The 18,243-nt window shown below is 69.4% G+C and carries 17 protein-coding genes; 9 read left to right on the forward strand and 8 right to left on the reverse strand.

The features are described 5' to 3' along the window. Positions 1 to 36: 36 nt before the first annotated feature. The 4 genes from ACFPFG_RS17155 to ACFPFG_RS17170 are packed head-to-tail and all read right to left on the reverse strand — an operon-like array spanning position 37 to position 4,634. On the reverse strand, positions 37 to 1,203 hold the full coding sequence (locus ACFPFG_RS17155) for a CaiB/BaiF CoA transferase family protein (RefSeq protein WP_380107540.1): 1,167 nt from the start codon (positions 1,201 to 1,203) through the stop codon (positions 37 to 39). 48 nt (positions 1,204 to 1,251) lie between these two features. Then, on the reverse strand, positions 1,252 to 2,037 hold the full coding sequence (locus tag ACFPFG_RS17160; protein WP_380107542.1) for a citryl-CoA lyase: 786 nt from the start codon (positions 2,035 to 2,037) through the stop codon (positions 1,252 to 1,254). 31 nt (positions 2,038 to 2,068) lie between these two features. Further along, a complete protein-coding gene (locus ACFPFG_RS17165) occupies positions 2,069 to 3,568 on the reverse strand; it encodes a class I adenylate-forming enzyme family protein (protein ID WP_183020774.1) in 1,500 nt (499 codons plus the stop codon). A gap of 55 nt (positions 3,569 to 3,623) precedes the next feature. Beyond that, positions 3,624 to 4,634, reverse strand: a complete 1,011-nt coding sequence (locus ACFPFG_RS17170) for a tripartite tricarboxylate transporter substrate binding protein (RefSeq protein WP_183020773.1) — start codon at positions 4,632 to 4,634, stop codon at positions 3,624 to 3,626. Positions 4,635 to 4,767: 133 nt separating this feature from the next. On the opposite strand from ACFPFG_RS17170, the gene ACFPFG_RS17175 reads away from it, so the two are divergent. The 5 genes from ACFPFG_RS17175 to ACFPFG_RS17195 all read left to right on the forward strand — a co-directional run bounded on the left by ACFPFG_RS17175 (position 4,768) and on the right by ACFPFG_RS17195 (position 10,380). Continuing rightward, the gene (locus ACFPFG_RS17175) at positions 4,768 to 5,574 is read left to right on the forward strand and encodes an IclR family transcriptional regulator (protein ID WP_183020772.1); all 807 of its coding nucleotides are present in this window, start codon (positions 4,768 to 4,770) and stop codon (positions 5,572 to 5,574) included. A 100-nt stretch (positions 5,575 to 5,674) separates the two neighbouring features. After that, positions 5,675 to 6,637, forward strand: coding sequence for a LysR substrate-binding domain-containing protein (locus tag ACFPFG_RS17180; RefSeq protein ID WP_012202727.1), 963 nt, complete (start codon positions 5,675 to 5,677; stop codon positions 6,635 to 6,637). Positions 6,638 to 6,724: 87 nt separating this feature from the next. Beyond that, complete coding sequence (tcuA, locus tag ACFPFG_RS17185) at positions 6,725 to 8,149, forward strand: FAD-dependent tricarballylate dehydrogenase TcuA (RefSeq protein ID WP_380107545.1); 1,425 nt, start codon at positions 6,725 to 6,727, stop codon at positions 8,147 to 8,149. Between the two features lie 5 nt (positions 8,150 to 8,154). Next, the gene (gene tcuB, locus ACFPFG_RS17190) at positions 8,155 to 9,357 is read left to right on the forward strand and encodes a tricarballylate utilization 4Fe-4S protein TcuB (protein ID WP_380107546.1); all 1,203 of its coding nucleotides are present in this window, start codon (positions 8,155 to 8,157) and stop codon (positions 9,355 to 9,357) included. A 42-nt stretch (positions 9,358 to 9,399) separates the two neighbouring features. Beyond that, on the forward strand, positions 9,400 to 10,380 hold the full coding sequence (locus ACFPFG_RS17195; protein ID WP_183020770.1) for a Bug family tripartite tricarboxylate transporter substrate binding protein: 981 nt from the start codon (positions 9,400 to 9,402) through the stop codon (positions 10,378 to 10,380). A 15-nt stretch (positions 10,381 to 10,395) separates the two neighbouring features. Here ACFPFG_RS17195 and ACFPFG_RS17200 read toward each other — a convergent pair whose 3' ends face one another. From ACFPFG_RS17200 to ACFPFG_RS17210, 3 genes are all read right to left on the reverse strand, one after another. Next, complete coding sequence (locus ACFPFG_RS17200; RefSeq protein WP_374618931.1) at positions 10,396 to 10,899, reverse strand: carboxymuconolactone decarboxylase family protein; 504 nt, start codon at positions 10,897 to 10,899, stop codon at positions 10,396 to 10,398. Between the two features lie 146 nt (positions 10,900 to 11,045). Next, entirely contained in the window at positions 11,046 to 12,032 is a 987-nt protein-coding gene (locus ACFPFG_RS17205; protein WP_065347099.1) for a tripartite tricarboxylate transporter substrate binding protein BugE, read from the reverse strand. Between the two features lie 51 nt (positions 12,033 to 12,083). Then, the gene (locus ACFPFG_RS17210) at positions 12,084 to 13,319 is read right to left on the reverse strand and encodes an alpha-hydroxy acid oxidase (RefSeq protein ID WP_374618925.1); all 1,236 of its coding nucleotides are present in this window, start codon (positions 13,317 to 13,319) and stop codon (positions 12,084 to 12,086) included. A 111-nt stretch (positions 13,320 to 13,430) separates the two neighbouring features. Here ACFPFG_RS17210 and ACFPFG_RS17215 point away from each other — a divergent pair, with 111 nt between their 5' ends. Genes ACFPFG_RS17215 through ACFPFG_RS17225 form a run of 3 tightly spaced genes read left to right on the forward strand, consistent with a single transcriptional unit; the run spans position 13,431 to position 16,007 of the window. Further along, the gene (locus ACFPFG_RS17215; protein WP_312378184.1) at positions 13,431 to 14,468 is read left to right on the forward strand and encodes a LysR family transcriptional regulator; all 1,038 of its coding nucleotides are present in this window, start codon (positions 13,431 to 13,433) and stop codon (positions 14,466 to 14,468) included. Further along, a complete protein-coding gene (locus tag ACFPFG_RS17220; protein WP_380107549.1) occupies positions 14,449 to 15,177 on the forward strand; it encodes a HipA family kinase in 729 nt (242 codons plus the stop codon). The genes ACFPFG_RS17215 and ACFPFG_RS17220 overlap by 20 nt, the downstream gene beginning before the upstream one ends. Next, the gene (locus ACFPFG_RS17225; protein ID WP_380107551.1) at positions 15,174 to 16,007 is read left to right on the forward strand and encodes a DUF3037 domain-containing protein; all 834 of its coding nucleotides are present in this window, start codon (positions 15,174 to 15,176) and stop codon (positions 16,005 to 16,007) included. The genes ACFPFG_RS17220 and ACFPFG_RS17225 overlap by 4 nt, the downstream gene beginning before the upstream one ends. 49 nt (positions 16,008 to 16,056) lie before the next feature. Here the strand turns inward: ACFPFG_RS17225 and ACFPFG_RS17230 are convergent, their stop codons facing one another. Next, entirely contained in the window at positions 16,057 to 17,076 is a 1,020-nt protein-coding gene (locus ACFPFG_RS17230; RefSeq protein WP_380107553.1) for a LacI family DNA-binding transcriptional regulator, read from the reverse strand. 177 nt (positions 17,077 to 17,253) lie between these two features. On the opposite strand from ACFPFG_RS17230, the gene ACFPFG_RS17235 reads away from it, so the two are divergent. Next, positions 17,254 to 18,243 carry a substrate-binding domain-containing protein gene (locus ACFPFG_RS17235; protein ID WP_380107555.1) on the forward strand — a complete coding sequence of 330 codons (990 nt, stop codon included), beginning with the start codon at positions 17,254 to 17,256 and terminating at the stop codon, positions 18,241 to 18,243.

An 18,243-nucleotide genomic window follows, 5' to 3' on the forward strand; every position in this document is an offset into this window, starting at 1 on the left:
CCTTGTCTCCTTCTTGGCTTGTCGATGTCTATGGATTCAGAGGTCCTGCGGCGCCGCACCGAGCACGGGCGGCGGCGGCACCTGGGCGCCGTTGCCGGCCGGCACCATGGGGTTGCGCACCAGCTTCAGCGTGCCCAGCTGCGGGTGCTCCACCGTCTGCAACATCTGGCGGTGCCGTACCTGCGGATGGGCGAAGACCTGTTCCATGGTGTTGATGCAGCCCCAGGGCACCTGGGCGGTGTCCAGCGCATCGGTCAGGGCCTGCAGCGGCCAGCGGCCCAGCACCGCGCGCAGCAGCGGGCGCAGCTGCGGCATGCCGGTCAGGCGCGCGGCATTGGTGGCAAAGCGCGCGTCCAGGTGCCAGTCCGTGCCCAGCACGGCGCACAGGGCGGCGAACTGCCCGTCATTGCCGATGGCCAGGATGAAATGCCCGTCTTCGCAGGCAAACACTTCGTAGGGCGCGCAATTGGGATGGGCGTTGCCCGTGCGGCGCGGGTTCTCGCCGCTGACCAGGTAGTTGGCCGCCTGGTTGGCATTCATGGCCACGGCCACGTCCAGCAGCGCCAGGTCGATGTGCTGGCCGCGCCCCGTGCGCTGGCGCTGCACCACGGCCGCCAGCACGGCGCTGGTGGCATACATGCCCGTCATCAGGTCCACCACGGCCACGCCCGTGCGCAGCGGGCCCGCGCCCTCCTCGCCATCGGCCACGCCCGTGTAGCCCATGAGGCCGCCCAGGCCCTGGAACACATAGTCGTAGCCGGGCTTGTGCGCCAACGGGCCGCTCTGGCCGAAGCCCGTGATCGACAGGTAGATCAGCCCGGGGTTGATGGCGGCCAGCGCCGCATGGTCCAGTCCGTGGCGCGCCAGCGCGCCGGCCTTGTAGTTTTCCACCAGCACGTCGGCATCGCGGATCTGGCGCAGCAGCCAGGCATGCGAGGCCGGCTCGGTGAAGTCCAGCGCCACCGACTGCTTGCCGCGGTTGCAGGACAGGAAGTAGGCCGACACGGCCTCGCCACCAGGCGCCTGCACGAAGGGCGGCCCCCAGGCGCGCGTGTCGTCGCCCGTGCCGGGACGCTCGATCTTGAGTACCGATGCGCCCAGGTCGGCAAGGTTCTGGGTGCACCAGGGTCCCGCCAGGATGCGGGACAGGTCCACCACGCGCAGGCCGTCGAGGGCGCCGGACAATCCATGGTTGTGTTGCATGGACTCCATGCTCGCGGCATGGCGCGCGGTGGTCCATCGGTCATTGCTTCACGCAGCGTTCGCGGAAACTGCATGCCCCGCGAAGGGGATGGCTTCCTCCACCGTTTCCCAGATGAACCGGCCCGACGGGCTTTGCTGCTCCTCCACCACATGCGCCACCAGCCCGGCCGCCCGCGAGATCACGGCAAAGCCGCGCATCACGGCCGTGGGCACGCCGATCTCGCCCAGCAGGGCGGCCACGGCCCCCGTGGCATTGATGGTGATAGGCCGGCCCGCTGCGGCGTCCACGGCGGCGGACAGGATTTCGAGCGCGCGGATTCTGCCGCCCGCCAGTTCGGGTTCGGCGCGGCCCATGTCCAGCAGCTTGTAGGCGCGCGGGTCCACGGGCTTGTGCAGGTGGTGGCCGAAGCCGGGCACGGGGCTTTTCAACGCCTTGTGGTGCCGGGCGATGGCGCGGGCCTCGGCCTCGGGGTCGGCGGCGGCGGCGATGCGGTCGAGCAGCGCGGCGCAGTTCTCCATGGTGCCCACGAAGGAGCTGCCCACGGCCAGCAGGCCGGCCGAGACGGCGCCCTGCAGGTTCTCCGGCGCGCTCATGTAGATGAGGCGCGTGGCGATGGCGCTGGGCGTGAGGCCATGCTCCATGAGCACGATGAGCACCACATCGGCGATGCGCAGGTCCACGGGGCGCGGCGTGCGGCCCAGGATCTGCATCAGCATCACCTCGGTGAAGGTCTTCTTGCCCATCAGGTCCTCGACCAGGTCGGCATCGCGGTAATGCAGGCTGGTGAGGGTGTGGGTGCACAGGCGGGTGACGGGGGGTTGGGGGGTTGCCATGGCCAGGGTCTCCTTGTGATGGTGTGCGGGATCAGCGGGGTGCCAGCGCAAGCTCGCGCACGGCCGTCTTGAGCAGCTTGCCCACGGGCGAGCGCGGCAGGCTGGCGTGAAAGTGGATGCGCTTGGGTGTCTGCACGGGGCCCAGGCGCTGGCGCACGAAGGCGATCAGCTCGGCCTCGTCCGGCCGCTGGTCGGGGCGCAGTTCGGCGCGCAATTGCACGGCGGCCTGCACGGCCTCGCCCCAATGGTCGTCGGGGATGCCGAAGACCACGCACTCGTGCACGGCCGGATGCTGGCCCAGGGCGTTTTCCACATCCACGGGATAGACGTTGAAGCCGCCCGTGATGACCAGGTCCTTCAGGCGGTCCTTGAGGTGCAGGTAGCCCTGCGCATCGATCAGGCCCCGGTCCCCCGTGTGCAGCCAGCCGTTCACCAGGGTCTCGGCCGTCTTGCCGGGCAGGCGCCAGTAGCCGCTCATCAGCAGGTCGCCGCGCGCCACGACCTCGCCCACCTCGCCCCGGGGCAGCAGGCGGCCGTCGGGCGCCATGATGGCCAGGTCGCTGAACCAGGTGGCCCGGCCCACGGAGGTCCACAGGCCTTCGTCCTCGAAGTCCTCGGGCCGCATGGCCGTGAGGATCTGCGGCGCCTCGGTCTGGCCATAGGTGGTGGCCAGCACGGGGCCGAAGAAGGCGCGCACCTGGCGGATTTTCTCGGGCGGCATGGCAGCGCCGCCGTAGATGAGGCGGCGCAGGCCGGGGAAGTCCGCACGGCTGGCGCCCGGCAGCGCCATCAGCATGTAGATCAGGGTGGGCGGCATGAAGCACACGGTGCCGCCGCGCAGGGCAAAGGCGCTGCGCACGGCCTCGGCACCCGCACCGTCGAGCAGCACATGGCAGCCGCCCTGCGCCAGGATGGGCAGCAGATAGGTGGACGTGCCATGCGTGATGGGCGCGGCCATGACGTAGCGGTCATGCTCATCGAACCCCCAGGCCTGGATCTGGTTGGCAATGCCGGCCATCCAGGCGCGGCAGGGCTGCATCACGCCCTTGGGCAGGCCCGTGGTGCCGCCCGTGAACTTGATGGCCTGGATGGCATCGGCGGGCAGCTCGGGTGTCACAGGCAAGGCGCCGGTCTGCGCCTGCTCCAGCGCCGCCGTGCCCTCGCCCAGCACCAGGTGGATGCCCGGCGCCCCTTGCACCAGTGCAGCGCCACCGGCATCGCACAGCACGATGGAAGGCTCGGTGGCATCGATGATGCGGCGCACCTCGGACTGCGTGCTCTTGGGATTGAGCGGCACCCAGACCTTGCCGCTGGCCATCACCGCCAGCAGGGCGGCGATATGGTCTGCGCTGTTGCCCGCGCAGATGCCCACGCGGCTTTGCACGGCGGGCTCCAGCGCCTGCAGGCCGGCCGCCAGCGCGGCCACCTTGCGGGCCAGCGCGTCATAGCGGATGCAGCCGCCCGGCGCGTCGATGGCGATGCGCTGCGGCCAGCGCTCGGCCGCGCGCCAGAAAAAATCAATGGGTTGCATGGGGTCGTCTCCTTGTGGGGCGGTTGTGTCGAGCTTTTGCCGAACGTGTGCCGAACTACTGGGCGGTGGCGCCCGAGGCCTTGACCACCTCGCGCCAGCGCTTGATCTCCGACGCCGCAAAGCTGCGCATCTGCGCCGGGGTGCCGGGCTCGGGCGTGGCGGCCATCTCGCCCAGGCGCTGGCGCAGCTCGGGTGCGGCCAGGGCGGTATTCAGGGCATGGTTCAGGCGCTCGATCACGGCGGGCGGCGTGCCCGCAGGGGCGGCCAGGCCGAACCAGGACTGCACGTCGAAGCCCGCATAGCCCGACTCCGCCAGCGTGGGCACATCGGGCAGCAGCGCCGAGCGCCGGGCGCTGGTGATGGCGATCGCGCGCAGCTTGCCTGCCTGCACATGGGGCAGGGCCGAGGGCGCGTTGTCGAACATGGAATCCACCTGCCCGCCCAGCAGGTCGGTGATGGCCGGTGCGCTGCCCCGGTAGGGCACGTGCAGCATGCGCAGGCCCGAGAGCTGCCGGAACATCTCGCCCGACAGATGGATCGACGAGCCGCTGCCCGACGAGGCGAAGCTGATGCCCTGCGCACTCTGCCGGGCATGGCGCACATAGTCGGCCACGTTCTGTATGGGCAGGCGCGGGTTGACCACGAGGATGTTGGGAATCTTGGCGATCAGGCCTATGGGCTCGAAGTCCTTGACCGGGTCATAGCCGAGCCGGGGGTAGAGCGAGGCATTGATGGTGTTGGCAATGGTGTAGACATACAGCGTGTAGCCGTCCGCAGGCGCCCGCGCCACGGCCTCGGCGCCCACATTGCTGTTGGCGCCCGTGCGGTTGTCCACCACCACGCTCTGGCCCAGCTGCTCGCCCATCCGGGCGGCCACCAGGCGTGCGATCACGTCGGTGGCGCCACCGGCCGCATAGCCCACCACGAGCCGCACGGGCCGGGCAGGCCAGGCCGCCGGCTGCGCCAACGCGGCGGTCGTGGCGGCCATGCCGGCCAGTGCGCAGGTGAAGGAACAGGCCAGCAGGCGCCGGCGCGCCCACGGATTGAAACGGGCAGGGGTTGTCATGTCTTGTCTCCAGGTGATCGTTCTGATGTCCGCTTATGTCTGCTTGTGTGGGCTTTCGACGGCCTGCGGCACACTGCGCGCTGCACGCAGGCTCTTTTCTGCCCTGCCTGCAATCACCGGGAAATTCTTTTCCATGCCTTCGCGCAGCACCAATCCAAACGTCCGGCCAGCGGACATTCCAGTCTCCGCCGACGATGCCGGCAGCCGCACGCTGCGCCGTGGCCTGCAGGTGCTGGACGCCGTGCTGGCCGCTGGCCGCGAAGGCCTGCGCGTCGCTGACCTGTGCCGCGCCACGGGGCTGGAGCGCGCCACGGTGTACCGCCTGCTGTCCACCCTGGTGGACAGCGGCTATGTGGCGCACAGGGGGCGCTTCGGCTATGCGGCCGGCCACCGGCTGGCGGCCACGGCCGCCAGCGCAGGCCAGCCCAACATGGCCGTGCGGCTGCAGCCCGTGCTGGAGCGCGTGAGCGCGGGCTGTGCGGATGCGGCCTTCGCCATCGTGCGCGAAGGCGCGGCATCGCACTGCATCGCACGCCATGTGGGCACGCATCCGGTGCAGATCCTGGTGATCCAGGTGGGCACGCGCCAGCCGCTGGGCGTGGGAGCGGCGGGCCTGGCCCTGCTGGCCGCCCTGCCCGATGCCGAGGTGCAGGCCGCGATGGCGGCCAACGCGCCCGTGCTGGAGCAGTACGGCGGCATGACGCCCGAGCGCATGGCCCTGCTGGTGAAGGCCACGCGCCAGCGCGGCTGGTCCGTCATCGGCAACCACGCCACGCGCGGCGTGCTGGCCGTGGGCATGGCGGTGCGCAATGCCGAAGGCGAGCCTGTGGCCGCCGTCAGCGTGGCCTCCACGCTGGAGCGCATGCCTGGCGAGCGCCAGAAGCTGATTGCGCGCTCTATAGGCGATGCCCTGGCGGCCCTGCTGCCGCACGGCATCTGAGGCCAAGCCCCCGGAGCAGCGGCCCGCTCGGCCTGCACCGAGAATCTGCGCCGACGATCTGCACCGACAATCGCCGCTGCCATCCACAAGCGCCGCCCCCATGGAACTGAGACAACTCCGCTACTTCGTCCGCATCGTCGAACTGGGCTCCATGAGCCGCGCCGCCCTGGACCTGGACATGGTCCAGTCCGCGCTGAGCCAGCAGGTCAGCCGCCTGGAAAGCGAGCTGTCCACCCGGCTGCTGCAGCGCACGCCGCGCGGCGTGGTGCCCACCGAGGCGGGCGTGGCCTTCTTCCGCGAGGCCCAGCTCACGCTGCGCCATGCCGAGCAGGCCGTGCGCAGCGCGCAGCAGGCGCGGCTGTCGGGATCGGTCAGCGTGGGCCTGGCGCCCACCACCTCGGCCATGCTGGGCCTGCCCATGATGCAGGCCATGCGCGCGCGCTACCCCGATGTGCGCCTGCACATGGTGGAGGGCATGTCCGGCCACCTGACCGACATGCTCAATGCGCGCGCGCTGGACATGGCCGTGCTGTTCGACGCCCGCCTGCACGGCGGTCAGGCCCGCGCAGGCGGGCGGCGGTGGCAGGTGCACCCGCTGATCGAGGAAGAGCTGTTCCTGATCCGCGCGCGCGGCCACCACCCCGAGCCGCTGCCGCCGCAGATGGCGCTGGCCGACCTGGCCGGCGAATCGCTGATCCTGCCCACGGGCCTGCACGGCCTGCGCAGCACGCTGGACACGGCCTTCTCGCAGGCGCGCTTCACGCCGCATCTGGTGCTGGAGGTGGATTCGCTGTCCATGGTCATGGCGGCCGTGGATGCGGGCCTGGGCAGCACGGTGCAGCCCTGGGCCTCCATGGGCCGCTATGCCGATGCCGCGCAGCGCTTCGAGTGGTCGCGTATCACGGACAAAGATGCCCTGCGCACCAACCTGCTATGCAGCCTGTCCGAGGATGAGCTGTCGCCCGCCGCCCTGGCCGCGCGCGTGGTGCTGATCGACTGCGTGCGCCAGCTGCTGCGCGGCGGCGCCTGGGCCGGCACGGCCCTCATCCATCACGAAGACTGATACCCCCATGCCGGCGGGCCCCTGCCCGCCGCGCGGCGTTCTCCCTACATTCGCAATCCCCACGATGGCGAATGCAAGGAGAACTCCATGGACCCCGATGTCCTGGTCATAGGCGGCGGCAATGCCGCCCTGTGCGCGGCCCTGATGGCGCGCGAGGCAGGCTGCAGCGTGCTGCTGCTGGAGGCGGCGCCGCGCGACTGGCGCGGCGGCAATTCCGGCCACACGCGCAACCTGCGCTGCATGCACGACGCGCCACAGGACGTGCTGGTCGAGGCCTACCCCGAAGAGGAGTTCTGGCAGGACCTGCTCAAGGTCACGGGCGGCATCACCAACGAGCACCTGGCGCGCATGGTGATCCGTGCCTCCTCCACCTGCCGCGACTGGATGCGCCGCCACGGCGTGCACTTTCAGCCGCCGTTGTCGGGCGCCCTGCATGTGGCGCGCACCAACGCCTTCTTCATGGGCGGCGGCAAGGCCCTGGTCAATGCCTATTACCGCAGCGCCGAACGGCTGGGCGTGCAGGTGCGCTACGCGTCGCCCGTGGACCGGCTGGAGATCGAGGACGGCGAGTTCAAGGCCGCCTGGGTGGGCGAGCAGCGCATCACCGCAAAGACCTGCGTGCTGGCGGCGGGCGGCTTCGAGTCCAACCGCGAGTGGCTGCGCGAGGCCTGGGGGCAGAACGCGCGCGGCGAGTGGCCGTCCGACAACTTCCTGATCCGCGGCACGGCCTTCAACCGCGGCGTGCTGCTGCGCCACCTGCTCGAAGACCATGGCGCCGACCGCATCGGCGACCCCACCCAGGCCCACATGGTGGCCATCGATGCGCGCGCGCCGCTGTACGACGGCGGCATCTGCACGCGCATCGACTGCGTCTCGCTGGGCGTGGTGGTCAACCGCGAGGCCGAGCGCTTCTACGACGAGGGCGAGGACTTCTGGCCCAAGCGCTATGCCATCTGGGGCCGCCTGGTGGCCCAGCAGCCGGGCCAGACCGCCTGGTCCGTCATCGACGCCAAGGCCATTGGCCGCTTCATGCCGCCGGTCTTCCCGGGCGTGCGCGCCGACTCCCTGCCCGAACTGGCACGCAAGCTGGGCCTGGACGAGGAACGCTTCATGCAGACCCTGGATGCCTACAACGGCGCCTGCCGCGTCGGCCACTTCGACCACACGGCGCTGGACGACTGCCACACCGAGGGCCTGGCCCCCGCCAAGACCCACTGGGCCCGCCCCATCGACACGGCGCCCTTCTACGGCTACCAGCTGCGCCCCGGCGTGACCTTCACCTACCTGGGCCTGGAGACCGACGACACGGCGGCCGTGCGCTTTTCCGGCCAGCCCAGCACCAACCTGTTCGTGGCCGGCGAAATGATGGCCGGCAACGTGCTGGGCAAGGGCTATACGGCCGGCGTGGGCATGTCCATCGGCACGGCCTTCGGCCGCATCGCGGGCCGCAACGCAGCCCTGGCCGCCACGGGCCACCCCGCCGTGCGCGGCGCAGTGACAGAGAAGGCTTGACCGAGATGCAGACCCTGAACGCCCTGGCACAAGAAGCCCAGGACCTGGCCGCCGGCCGGGTCATCCCCATCCTGCCGATCTCCACCGAAACCGCCGCCGAAGGCGAGGTGGCGCGCGCCCTGCAGATCTGCAACGCCTGCCGCTACTGCGAAGGCTTTTGCGCGGTCTTCCCGGCCATGACGCGGCGCCTGGAGTTCGGCAAGGCCGATGTGCACTACCTGGCCAACCTGTGCCACAACTGCGGCGCCTGCCTGCATGCCTGCCAGTACGCGCCGCCGCATGAATTCGCCATCAACATCCCCAAGGCCATGGCCGAGGTGCGCGGCCAGACCTATGCCGACTACGCCTGGCCGCCCGCCCTGGGGCGCCTGTACCAGAGGAACGGGCTCACGCTGTCGCTGGCCCTGGCCGCAGGCCTGTCGCTGTTCCTGGTGCTGGCCGTGGCACTGCAGGGCGGCCTGGACCGGCTGTGGGGCGCGGACCTGGGCGCCAACTTCTACAACCTGTTCCCGCACAACCTGCTGGTAGGCATCTTCGCGCCCGTGTTCCTGTTCGTGGTGCTGGCGCTGGCCATGGGCGTGCGCCGCTTCTGGAAGGACGTCAAGCCCGCCACCGGCGGCGTGGACGTGGGCACGCCGGCGGCGGCCGAGGCCGCGCACGACGTGCTGCGCCTCAAATACCTGGACGGCGGCCACGGCGAGGGCTGCCACAACGAGGACGATGCCTACACCCTGAGCCGCAGGCGTTTTCACCACCTGACCTTCTACGGATTCATGCTGTGCTTTGCGGCCACGGCGCTGGCCACGGTCTACCACTACGTGTTCGGCTGGGCCGCGCCCTACGAATTTCCCAGCCTGCCCAAGCTGCTGGGCGCCGTGGGCGGCACCAGCCTCATGCTGGGCACCGCAGGCCTGTGGCGCCTGAACCGCAGGCGCCACCCGCTGCATGGCGACGCGCGCCAGAAACCCATGGACCTGGGCTTCATCGCCCTGCTGTTCCTGGTCGCCGCCAGCGGCATGGCGCTGTGGCTGGGCCGCGGCACGCCGGCCCTGGCCCTGCTGCTGTGCCTGCACCTGGGCGCGGTGATCGCCCTGTTCGCCACCCTGCCCTACGGCAAGTTCGCGCACGGCGTGTTCCGCACGGCATCCCTGCTGCGCCACAACACCGAAAAGCGCCAGCCCAGCCCCATCGGGCTGGGTGCCGACTAGCCGCATCCGCCCCGATTCCCAGCCAATGACGGAGACAACCCCATGATGAACAAGCGCAACTTCCTGCATGCCAGCGCCCTGGCCGCCTCCCTGCTCGGCCTGGCCGCCGGTGCGCAGGCCCAGGACTTTCCCCCCAAGAAGCCCGTGTCCCTGGTCGTGGGCTTCGCAGCCGGCGGCGCCGCCGATGCAGCCGCGCGCCTGATCGCCAAGAAGCTGGGCGAGAACATCGGCCAGAGCGTGGTGGTGGAGAACAAGGGCGGCGCGGGCGGCAACATCGCCCACCAGCAGGTGGCCAACGCTGCGGCCGACGGCTCGGTGCTGCTGTTCGGCTCGGTGGGGCCGCTGACCATTGCGCCGCACCTGATGAAGCTGCCCTACGATCCCTTCAAGGACCTGGCGCCCATCTCGGGCGGCGTGAACTTTCCCAACGTGCTGGTGGTGCACAAGGGCGCGGGCGTGAAGACCCTGGCCGAGTTCGTGGCCAAGGCCAAGAAGAACCCGGGCACGGTGGACTACGCATCGACGGGCGCGGGCTCCGCCTCCCACCTGGCAGGCGAGCTGTTCAACCAACGCGCCGGCATCGACATGGTGCACGTGCCCTACAAGGGCGGCGCGCCCGCGCTGCAGGACCTGCTGGGCGAGCGCGTGACCAGCTACTTCGCCGCGCCACCCACGGCCCTGCCCCACATCGAGGCCGGCAAGCTGATCCCGCTGGCCACCACGGGCCTCACGCGCCCGGCGTACATGCCCGACATCCCCACGGTGGCCGAAGCCGGCTATCCCGGCTTCGAGGCGCTGAACTGGTATGCCTTCGTGGCACCGGGCAAGACGCCCAAGCCGATGCTGGACCGCTGGAACACCGAGATCGTCAAGGTACTCAATGACCCTGGCGTCAAGGAGGCGCTGAACAAGCACGGCCTCACGCCCCAGCCCACCACGCGCGCCGAGTTCGCGGCCTTCATGAAGAAGGAGTACGAGCAGTGGGGCAGGCTGGTCAAGGAGCGAAAGCTCTCCGCGGAGTGAGCGGCTTGCAGGCGTTCAGAGCTTGATCGGCTTGCGTGCCACGGGCGCTGCAAAGCCCGCGCACAGACGGTTCCAGACATTGATGCTGCCGATGGCATAGGTCAGCTCCACCATCTCGCGCTCGCTGAAATGCGGGCGCAGCGCCTCGAAGTCCTGCTGCTCGGGATGGGCCTGGCTCAGGCGCGTGCAGCGCTCGGCCCAGTTCAGGGCCGCGCGCTCGCGCCCGTCGTAGAAATCCACCTCGGGCCAGGTGACGATGCTGTTGATGCGCTGCAGGTCCTCGCCCCGGGACAGCAGTTCGCGCGTGTGCATGTCCACGCAGAAGGCGCAGCCGTTGATCTGCGAGACGCGCAGGAACACCAGCTCCAGCAGCTGGATGCCCAGGCTGGACTCGTGCAGCAGCGCGTTGATGCCGGCCTGGGCCTTGTACAGCTCGGGGGCGACGGCCTGGAAGTTCAGGCGCGGCATGGGGGCGGCAAGAGGACGGGCGCAGGTGGAGGCGGAAGACGAAGCGGTCATGGAAAACACTCCTTGAGGGATGTAGCAGCCGGCCGGAATGGCTGGCCCATACCTTCAAGACGCATGGAGCGTGCGCGTTGTGACAGCGTTGGCGAAAATTTCTTCGCACGCCCAGCCCCATCCCCCATTCCCGCCCCGGCTGCCCCTCAATCCGCCACGATGCGCCGCTCCGTGGCGATCTTGCGGTACAGGGCGTTCTCGGCCGCGATCTCGCGCGCGAACTCCTCGGGGCGGTTGCCGATCACGCGCGAGCCCGTGTCCTCGATCTGGCGGCGCACCTCGGGGCTGGCCAGCGCGCGCTGGGCGGCCGCATGCAGGCGCGCCACGATCTCGGGCGACAGCCCCTTGGGGCCGTAGATGCCATAGAAGGCGCTGCGGTTGACAGGCTCCAGCCCCAGCTCCTTGAAGGTGGGCACCTGGGGCAGCTGGGCCAGGCGCTCGGGCGCGGCCACCGCCAGCGCGGTGAGCCGGCCGGCCTTGATGAAGGGCAGGGCCGAGGGCAGGTTGTCGAAGACGATGGGCACCTGGCCCGCCACCGCATCGTTGAGCGCCGGGCCCGAACCCCGGTAGGGCACATGCGTGAGCGACAGCCCCGAGCGGCTGGACATCAGCTCCATCAGCATGTGGCCTATGGAGCCCGTGCCCGCCGTGCCGTAGGCATGCTTGCCGGGGTTCTTCTTCACCTCCTCCACGAAGGCCGCAAAGCTCTGCGCCTTGAAGCCCGGATGCACGGCCAGCACATTGGGCGTGGCCGCAATGTTGGTGATGGGCGTGAAATCGGTGAGCGGGTTGTAGGGCAGGCGCGGGTTGATGGCCGGATTGGTGGCCGTGGTGGACACGGTGGCCACGCCCAGCGTGTAGCCGTCGGGCTGGGCGCGCGCAGCCTCGTGCGCGCCGATGGCGCCTCCGCCGCCGCCCTTGTTGTCCACCACCAGCGGCTGGCCCAGGGCCTCGGCCATGCGCGGCGCGATCGCGCGCGCCACGATGTCGGTGGTGCCGCCGGCCGCAAACGGCACGATCAGGCGCACCGGGCGCGTGGGATAGGCGCCGGCATCGGCCGCCATGGCGCCAGGTGCGGCGCCTGCGGCCAGCAGCAGGGCGCACAGGCTGCGGCGTGAAGTGAAGTGGTTCATGGGATGTCTCCTGGGAATGGCTGTGTTTTGAACGGGCGGTGGAGGTTTCTGTCAGGCCGATGCGCGGCGCACGATGTGCGAGCGGTCCAGCGCGCCGCAGGAGGAGGCGCCCAGCATGGCCAGGTTGCGGTCCACCTCGTCGCGCAGCAGGCCGATGGCGTGCAGCACGCCGGCCTCGCCGCCCACGGCGGCGGCATAGTTGAAGGGCCGGCCCACCAGCACCATGCGCGCGCCCAGCGCCACGGCCTTGAGCACATCGGAGCCGCGCCGGAAACCTCCGTCGATCAGCACGGGATAGTCCGGCCCCACGGCCGCCACCACGTCCTCAAGAATGCGCATGGCCGACACCGCGCCGTCGAGCTGCCGCCCGCCATGGTTGGACAGCACGATGCCGTCGGCCCCCACGCGCCGCGCCTGCAGCGCGTCCTCCACGCTGAGCACGCCCTTGATGACCAGCGGCCCCTTCCAGCGGCGGCGGATGGCCTCGATATGGCGCCAGCTCAGGTGGTCGCGTGCCGAAAAGTCGCGCATCACGCTGGACGACATGATGGGCGCGCCGCGCGTGGCAAAGGAGTTCTCGAAATGCGGCATGCCGTGGCGCAGCAGCGTGCGCAGGAAGGTGCCGGCCACCCAGCCCGGGCGCACCATGCCGTCCCAGGCCAGGCGCAGGCTGGGCTTGAGCGGCGTGGAAAAGCCGGTGCGGATGTTGTTCTCGCGGTTGGCGGAGATCGGGATGTCCACCGTCACCACCAGGGTGCGAAAGCCTGCGCGCTCCACGCGGTCGATCAGCGCGTCGATGCGGGCCTGGTCCCCGGGGATGTACGCCTGGAACCAGGTGGCCGGGCTCTCGCGCGCCACCTCCTCCATGGGGATCAGCGAAGTGCCGCTCATCACCGACACAATGCCCGCGCGCTGGGCCGCGCGTGCCAGCACCAGGTCGCCCCGGTAGGTGGACAGCGCATTGATGCCCATGGGCGCAATGCCGAAGGGGCTGGCATAGCGCTCGCCGAACAGCTCCACGGCCTGCGAGCGCTGCGACACATCGGCCAGCACGCGCGTGGTCAGGCCCCATTCGCCGAACACCTCGCGGTTGTCGCGCAGCGAGGCGTTGTCCTCTGCTGCCCCGGCGATGTAGCCGAAGATGGGCCGGGGCAGCCTGCGGCGCGCGGCCTCCTCGAAATCATGCAGCGACAGCATGCGGCGCAGCACGGCCGGGGCGCGCGGCGCCGGCAGGGCGGGTGCCGAAGGCGTGGAGGCAGAGGCAGAGGAGGAAGCGATGGCGGCCATGGTGCGGACCTCGGAATGTTCAGGAACCGGCGCCACTGTAGGCCGCGCATCCATTGAATGAAAGTGGATTATTTAGAATGCACTTGTTCGCTTTTTGCCAATGACAAACCCATGTCCACACCCTCGGTCAAGCAGCTCGAAGCCTTCTGGTGGGCCGCCACCTGCAGCAACTTCGCCACGGCCGCGCAACGCGTGCACCTGTCCGTGTCCTCGCTGTCCAAGCGCATCACGGAACTGGAGTCCGCGCTGGGCCAGCCGCTGTTCGACCGCAGCGGCCACCGCGCCGTGCTCACCGACGCCGGCCAGCGCCTGCTGCCCGCCGCGCTGGAGGTGCTCAACGCCATGGCCGCGCTGGGCCAGGCCCTGGACACGCGCGAGGCGCTGGCCGGCCATTGCCGCTTCGGCGTGGGCGACCTGTCGGCGCTGACCTGGCTGCCGGCCTTCGTTGCCGCCGCGCGCCAGGCCCATCCGCAACTGGTGCTGGAGCCCCATGTGGACGTGGGCGGCGTGCTGGAGCAGCGGCTGGACGATGGCGAGCTGGACTTTGCCGTCATCGCGGGCCGCTCCTCGCGCAGCAGCCTGCTGTCCCGCCCCGTGGGCGCCGCGCGCTTTGCCTGGGCCGTGGCCCCCGGCCTGGCAGGCGCGGGCCGCCTGGGCGCCGCAGCCCTGCTGCAGCGCCATGCGCTGGTCACCCTGCCCCCGCAGGCCGGCACCACGCGCCTGCTGGACGATTGGCTGCTCGCCCGGGGCGCCAGCGTGCGCGAGCGCATCCTGTGCAACAGCTGGGGCGCCGTGGCCGGCATGCTGCGCGCCGGCCTGGGCGTGGGCTTCCTGCCCACCGGCTGGATCGCCGCCCTGGGCCTGCGCGCCGTCGGGGGCGCCCATCCCAAGGCCGCCCTCGCGCCCCTGCACTACGCCTTCCAATGGCGGCGCGGCGACGCCCGCGCCCTGATCCCGGCCATGCAGCAACTGGCGCTGGCGCAGGTGGATTTCACGGTGATGCCGGGGTTGGTGGGGACAGGGCCGCACGCCTCGCCGCATCACACTGGCAGCAAAGGCCATCCAGCCGAAATCGGGCAAGATGGCACTTGGAAGCAGACCTCCTGCAACCTGTACGACATAGACGAAGATGCCGCCTGCCATCGCTGAAGTCATTGAAATCCAGGGCCGCTCCGAGCAAGGCGCGCAAAAGCCGTTTCTGTGCCGGGCCGACGATGGCCAGACCTACTACGTCAAAGGACGGCAGACGGATCGGTCCAGCCTGTGCAACGAGTGGATCTGTGCGCATCTGGCCGCGCAGTTGGGCCTGCCACTGCCACCCTTCAAGCTGCTGCATGTCAGCCAGGAACTTCTGAACGAGGCACCCAGGCCATGGCGTGAATTGGGCTGCGGCATAGCGTTCGGCTCGCAGCGTCATCCCGGATGCACCTGGTTCGACAAAGCCCAGATCCTGCATGTACCGCAGGACCTGCAGGCCAACATCCTCGCCTTCGACTGGTGGGTACAGAACGTGGACCGCATGGACGGCAACTCCAACCTGCTTTGGGATGCGCATCGCAGCGCATTGGTGGTCATCGACCACAACCTCGCCTTCGACCCGCATCTGGACGCCGCAACCTTTATCGAGAATCACATTTTCAGAGGCTGCTGGCAGAGGACAGATCTTGTGTCGCGCGACCGGCTACAGGATCAACTTTCCGAGGCGATGGATGCCGTTTTCCGCTTTGCCTGCGACAATATTCCACCGGAATGGCATTGGAACAACCCGGAATGCGACATCCCCGCCAGGGTGGACATCAATGCCATTGCCGCGACGCTTGCGAAGTGCAAATCGCCCGACTTTTGGAGGTTCACATGAAGCCTCTTGCCTGCCGCTATTCGATAGTCCAATTTGTCCCGTATGCCGAGACCGGCGAGTTCGCCAACATCGGCATTGTGCTGACCTGCCCGCAAAGCGGGTACTTCGGTTTTCTGCTGCAAAGCCGCAAGTCCAAGCGCGTCACCGATTTCTTCGATGCGCTTGACAGGGATTTTTACAAGAGCGCAGTCAAGGCCGTGGAGGAAGAGTTGTCGCGGCTCGAGACCCTCGCCTACAGCCTGGCGCCGCAGGCGAAGACAGATGCTTTGAGGGGGATGATGGCCGCGCTCGAGCAGCCACGTGAAGCCATCGTGCGCTTCAGCCCCGCCAGAGTGCTGCTCACGGAAGACCCGGCCCGGGAGTTGCAGCAGCAGTTCGACAACTATGTCGACCATGCTTTTGCCACGCCCGAGTACGTGGAACGCACGATGAACGAACGCCTGAGGGCTTTGCTGGGCGGCCTCGAATTGGATGCGCCGTTCAGGCCGGCGCGCATAGGCAACGAGTACGTCAGTGCCCGGTTCGACTTCGTGCAGACGGTGGGCGACAAGCCCCGCAAGATCATCAAGGCCCTGCATCTGGGCCAAAGCGATGCCAACGACATTGCTGCGCATGGCGACGTCTGGACCGGCAAGATCGCGCGACTGATCCGGCAGCGTGAATTGCCCGGAGACATCCTCGTCAACGTGAACCTGCCTCCACAGGACAAGCAGGCTCACAGGGAAGTCAGCCAGGACATCATGCGGGAGCTTGAGCACCACAAGGTGATCGTGGTGGCTGGCGAAGGCCAGTCCGCCATGCAGAGCATCAAGGAATTCGCGCAGCACTAGGCGCAGCCCTGCCGACCGCGCGTTTACTGGGCACAGCGCCGTCCAGCGGTCAGCCCTCCCCCCACTCCACCAACTGCGGCCGCACCTGCACCACCTGCCCCGCGCGCAGGCCTTCGCCGTCGATGGCGCGGAAGGCCTCGGCCATCAGGCCTTCGACGTTCTGGCGCACCATGTGCACCGGAAAGCGCAGGCATTCGGCATAGGGATCCCAGTCGTAGCTGCCAAAGCTGCATTGCGCCAGTTCCGCATCGGGCAGTGCGCGCAGGAAGCGGATGGCGCCCTGCAGCGTGATGCCCGATGAGAACAGCAGGGCGCGCGGCAGGCCGCCCAGGCGCTGGTAGAGCGCGGCCACGGCAAGGCGGGCCGCTTCGGGGTCGTAGCCGCAGCAGAGGATGTGCTCGTCAGCCACCGGCGTGTGGGACGCCAGGGCTTCGCGAAAGCCGGCCAGGCGCTGCTCGGTTGCGTATTCCTTGCGGACGCCGCCCAGAAAGCAGATGGCGTCCTGCGGCGCATCTGCCGGGGGCCTGGAGCGCGCCAGCAGCAGGCGCGTGAGTTCGGCCGCACCCCAGCGGTTGTCGCTGGTGACGGAGGGCGCCTTTTTCCCGGGCAGATCCACGTTGACATGGCGCACGCCGGCCTTGCGGCATTCGGCGCTGATGGCATCGGGCCGGGTGGCGCCCGTGACGATGAGGTGCTCCACGCGAAAGGCGATCAGCGAGCGCACGGTCTCCACCTCCAGCGCGCCGTCGCGCAGCGTGCTGACCACCAGCGGGCACAGGCCGCGCGCGTGGGCCATGCGCTCGAAGGCCTGGGACAGCGCGCCGAAGAAGCGGTCCTCGTGCGTGGGAATCACCATGCCGATCAGCCCCGAGCGCTGGCGGCGCAGGCCGCTGGCCTGGCGGTTCACGGCAAAGCTGTGCTCCTGGGCGAGCTGCTGCACGCGGCGCGCGGTCTCCTCGCTGATGCGCCGCGACTGCCAGCTGCCGTTGAGGATGGCGCTGACCGTCGAGGCCGAGGTGCCGGCCAGTTCGGCCAGGTCGTAGATGGTGGAGGTTCGGGGGCGGTTCACGGTGCTCTGCAGGGGTTGGGACGGGAGCGCTCGGCGGCCATCGTAGCCGCTGCGGCGGCGATTCGGGCGGACCGGCACCGGCACGCAGCAGCGGCCCGGGAAATCCCGCATCGGCAATGGAAGTCCATCTGTCTATAGTTTGCGCAATCGATTGTGCAAAACAGAGGGAGGAGCGCCATGTTCCATGGATTCAGCCGGTTCTCGAGGGCACTGTTGGCCTGCACCCTGGCGGTGCTGGCAGGCGCGGCCGGTGCCGAGGATGTGTCGGTGGTGGCCAAGGTCGGGGGCATTCCGTGGTTCAACGCCATGGAGACCGGCATCCGCAAGGCAGGCCGCGACCTGGGCATCTCCAGCGGCATGGTCGGCCCCACCGAGGCCGATGCGGCCCAGCAGGTGCGCGCGGTCGAGGACCTGATCGCGCGCCGCAGCAAGGTCATCGCCGTGGTGCCCAACGATGCCAGGGCGCTGGAGCCCGTGTTCCGGCGTGCACGCAGCGCGGGCATCAAGGTGCTCACGCACGAGTCGCCCGACCAGAAGGGCGCCGACTGGAACATCGAGCTGAGCAGCGTCGCGGGCTTTGGCGAGCGCCACATGGACAGCCTGGGCAAGGCCATGGGTGGCGAGGGCAAGTACGTGGTCTTCGTGGGCGCGCTGACCGTGCCGCTGCACAACGCCTGGGCCGATGCGGCCATCGCCCACCAGAAAAAACAGTGGCCGAAGATGCAGCTGGTGTCCGAGCGCTTCGGCGTGGCCGAGAGCCTGGACGACTCCTACCGCAGCGCCCAGGACCTGATGCGCGCCCACCCCGACCTCAAGGGGTTCCTGGCCTTCGGCAGCCAGGGCCCCATTGGCGCGGGCCGCGCGGTGGCCGACGCGCGCAAAGCCGAGCGCATTGCCGTGGTGGGCTCGTTCTCGCCGGGCCAGGGGGCGAAGCTGGTGCGCGACGGCGTGATCCGCGAGGGCTTCATCTGGAACCCCGCGCTGGCCGGCGAAGTCATCGTGCATGTGGGCAAGATGCTGATCGACGGCCGCGAGCCCACGGACGGCATGGAGATACCGGGCCTGGGCAAGGTGCAGGTGGACCGCGAGCGCCGCAACATCCAGGGCCAGAAGCTGGAGCCGATCAACCGGCAGACCATAGACCGGCTGGTCAGCCTGGGCCTGTGA

It is taken from the genome of Delftia deserti, from assembly GCF_042653485.1.
GTDB classification, from domain to species: Bacteria; Pseudomonadota; Gammaproteobacteria; order Burkholderiales; family Burkholderiaceae_C; genus Comamonas; species Comamonas acidovorans.

Excerpts from the sequence above, each read along its gene's own strand:
- ACFPFG_RS17215 (WP_312378184.1), top strand. The coding sequence starts at position 13,431 with ATGTCCACACCCTCGGTCAAGCAGCTCGAAGCCTTCTGGTGGGCCGCC.
- ACFPFG_RS17210 (WP_374618925.1), bottom strand. The coding sequence starts at position 13,319 with ATGGCCGCCATCGCTTCCTCCTCTGCCTCTGCCTCCACGCCTTCGGCA.
- tcuA (WP_380107545.1), top strand. The coding sequence starts at position 6,725 with ATGGACCCCGATGTCCTGGTCATAGGCGGCGGCAATGCCGCCCTGTGC.
- ACFPFG_RS17170 (WP_183020773.1), bottom strand. The coding sequence starts at position 4,634 with ATGACAACCCCTGCCCGTTTCAATCCGTGGGCGCGCCGGCGCCTGCTG.
- ACFPFG_RS17180 (WP_012202727.1), top strand. The coding sequence starts at position 5,675 with ATGGAACTGAGACAACTCCGCTACTTCGTCCGCATCGTCGAACTGGGC.
- ACFPFG_RS17205 (WP_065347099.1), bottom strand. The coding sequence starts at position 12,032 with ATGAACCACTTCACTTCACGCCGCAGCCTGTGCGCCCTGCTGCTGGCC.
- ACFPFG_RS17235 (WP_380107555.1), top strand. The coding sequence starts at position 17,254 with ATGTTCCATGGATTCAGCCGGTTCTCGAGGGCACTGTTGGCCTGCACC.
- ACFPFG_RS17165 (WP_183020774.1), bottom strand. The coding sequence starts at position 3,568 with ATGCAACCCATTGATTTTTTCTGGCGCGCGGCCGAGCGCTGGCCGCAG.
- ACFPFG_RS17195 (WP_183020770.1), top strand. The coding sequence starts at position 9,400 with ATGATGAACAAGCGCAACTTCCTGCATGCCAGCGCCCTGGCCGCCTCC.
- ACFPFG_RS17175 (WP_183020772.1), top strand. The coding sequence starts at position 4,768 with ATGCCTTCGCGCAGCACCAATCCAAACGTCCGGCCAGCGGACATTCCA.
- ACFPFG_RS17155 (WP_380107540.1), bottom strand. The coding sequence starts at position 1,203 with ATGCAACACAACCATGGATTGTCCGGCGCCCTCGACGGCCTGCGCGTG.
- ACFPFG_RS17160 (WP_380107542.1), bottom strand. The coding sequence starts at position 2,037 with ATGGCAACCCCCCAACCCCCCGTCACCCGCCTGTGCACCCACACCCTC.
- ACFPFG_RS17200 (WP_374618931.1), bottom strand. The coding sequence starts at position 10,899 with ATGACCGCTTCGTCTTCCGCCTCCACCTGCGCCCGTCCTCTTGCCGCC.
- ACFPFG_RS17225 (WP_380107551.1), top strand. The coding sequence starts at position 15,174 with ATGAAGCCTCTTGCCTGCCGCTATTCGATAGTCCAATTTGTCCCGTAT.
- ACFPFG_RS17220 (WP_380107549.1), top strand. The coding sequence starts at position 14,449 with ATGCCGCCTGCCATCGCTGAAGTCATTGAAATCCAGGGCCGCTCCGAG.
- tcuB (WP_380107546.1), top strand. The coding sequence starts at position 8,155 with ATGCAGACCCTGAACGCCCTGGCACAAGAAGCCCAGGACCTGGCCGCC.